General features: G+C 63.8%; 2 protein-coding genes. Both read right to left on the bottom strand.

Annotated elements, in window-relative coordinates:
* Positions 1–122: 122 nt before the first annotated feature.
* The gene (locus EET03_RS29640) at positions 123–626 is read right to left on the bottom strand and encodes a hypothetical protein (RefSeq protein WP_075542212.1); all 504 of its coding nucleotides are present in this window, start codon (positions 624–626) and stop codon (positions 123–125) included.
* Complete coding sequence (locus tag EET03_RS29645) at positions 623–1237, bottom strand: TetR/AcrR family transcriptional regulator (RefSeq protein WP_075542213.1); 615 nt, start codon at positions 1235–1237, stop codon at positions 623–625. The genes EET03_RS29640 and EET03_RS29645 overlap by 4 nt, the downstream gene beginning before the upstream one ends.
* Positions 1238–1510 lie beyond the last annotated feature (273 nt).

Here is a 1510-nt window from a genome sequence, read left to right on the forward strand (position 1 = left end):
CCATCGAACCCACCGGCCAAGCCGCCTAAACCAACTCAACATCGCCTCAGCCCTACTCCTGGGTGCGAGATCTCCTCACCTCGCATCCAGCTTTCGTGCGCCCAAATCACCTTGTTTTCGGATCAGGCAGGAACCAAATCAGCCGCGACCGACGGGCAGGCCATCAGCCCGCTGCGGAAGACTTCGGTCGGCCCGATGGCAGCCTGCGGCAGCGCGGTCGCGGCCATCGCCGCAGCCTTGAACGTCCGGGCGGCCATGCTCAGCGGATGCTGTACCTGACCGACGCTGTCATCCAGCTCGGCCGGCCAGGTCCGTCCCCACAGCGTGACTTCGGTGACGCCATGATCGAGGGCCTGCAGCACACCCCGGCGCACCCGCGTATCACATCCGAAAAGATCCGCCGCGGCCGCCAGGGCCTGTGGGCGGAGACGAGTGTCCACCGATGCCAAGGCGTCTTCAAGGTCGAGTGTCTGGACCCCGAGGATCTGCAGCGGCCGGTTGTCACTGTGGTCAGCGACAAGGACCGTGACGTCCCAGCCCGCCATCGCGCGGTCGAAGAGCCACCCGCCGGCGAACTGCACCACGTCGGCGACGGTGGAGGCGACGACGTCGAGGCGGTATCTCATGTCTTCTGGGACGTCCTGGGCAGGGCGAAGTCCCGTGCCAACGACTCCGCGTACTCCTTGAACACCGCGGTCAGGGGTATCGAAGGATTGAGCAACCATATCGTTTCCATTCCGTGGACGAAGGCGAGAATCTCCACTGCCTTGACGGCCGGGTCTATCTCGGTGCGATACCGGCCGTCCGCCTGACCGCGTCGGATGAGTTCGGCGACGATGTCGATCGCTTCCCGCTGTCGGGCCAGCATGCGGTCGTGCAGCGGGGCGTCGGGAAGGATGTTTTCGACCAGCAGCACGGTGAACGTGCCGACCAGTTCGGGTGCCCGGTTGAAGCGATCGGCCACCCGTGCGATCTCGACGAGGAGATCACCGGCGCGGTCGGCATGGGAATCGTCATCGAGATCGCGGGCGTCCAGCACCGCGTGCAGCAGCTGTTCCTTGGATTCGAAGTGATGCAACAGTCCCGCGGGGCTGACCCCGGCTTCCCCGGCAATCTGGGCCAACGTCGTATTGCGCCAGCCGTTGCGCGTCAACAGCCGCTGCGCGACCTCAAGGATCCGCTGCTTGCGATCCTCACCCTTGGCGAGAAGCGTGTCGTACCGCCGTGCGTCGGGCACCGCACTCCTTAGGCCGAAGTTAATCCGGGTTTTGGCGGGGATCTGGGGTGTGAGCTGCGGTTCAGTCTGTTGACCCGCAAGAAAGGTAGACAAAATAGAGTGTGTCGTTCACGGAATTTCTTCGTCGGGATGGCTAGGGTTACCTATATGTCACGCCGTAACGAGAAGGTGCACGTAGCCAAAGTGCGCAGGGCTCACGTGACCGGCTCCGGTGAGAAGCGTTGCTACGAATCGGTGTATCTGCGCCGTACGTTCCGCCAAGGCGGCAAGGTG

Origin of the sequence: Mycobacterium innocens (assembly GCF_900566055.1) — a bacterium.
GTDB lineage: Bacteria > Actinomycetota > Actinomycetes > Mycobacteriales > Mycobacteriaceae > Mycobacterium > Mycobacterium innocens.

Coding starts and splice junctions, on each gene's coding strand:
- EET03_RS29640 (WP_075542212.1), bottom strand. CDS start 626: ATGAGATACCGCCTCGACGTCGTCGCCTCCACCGTCGCCGACGTGGTG.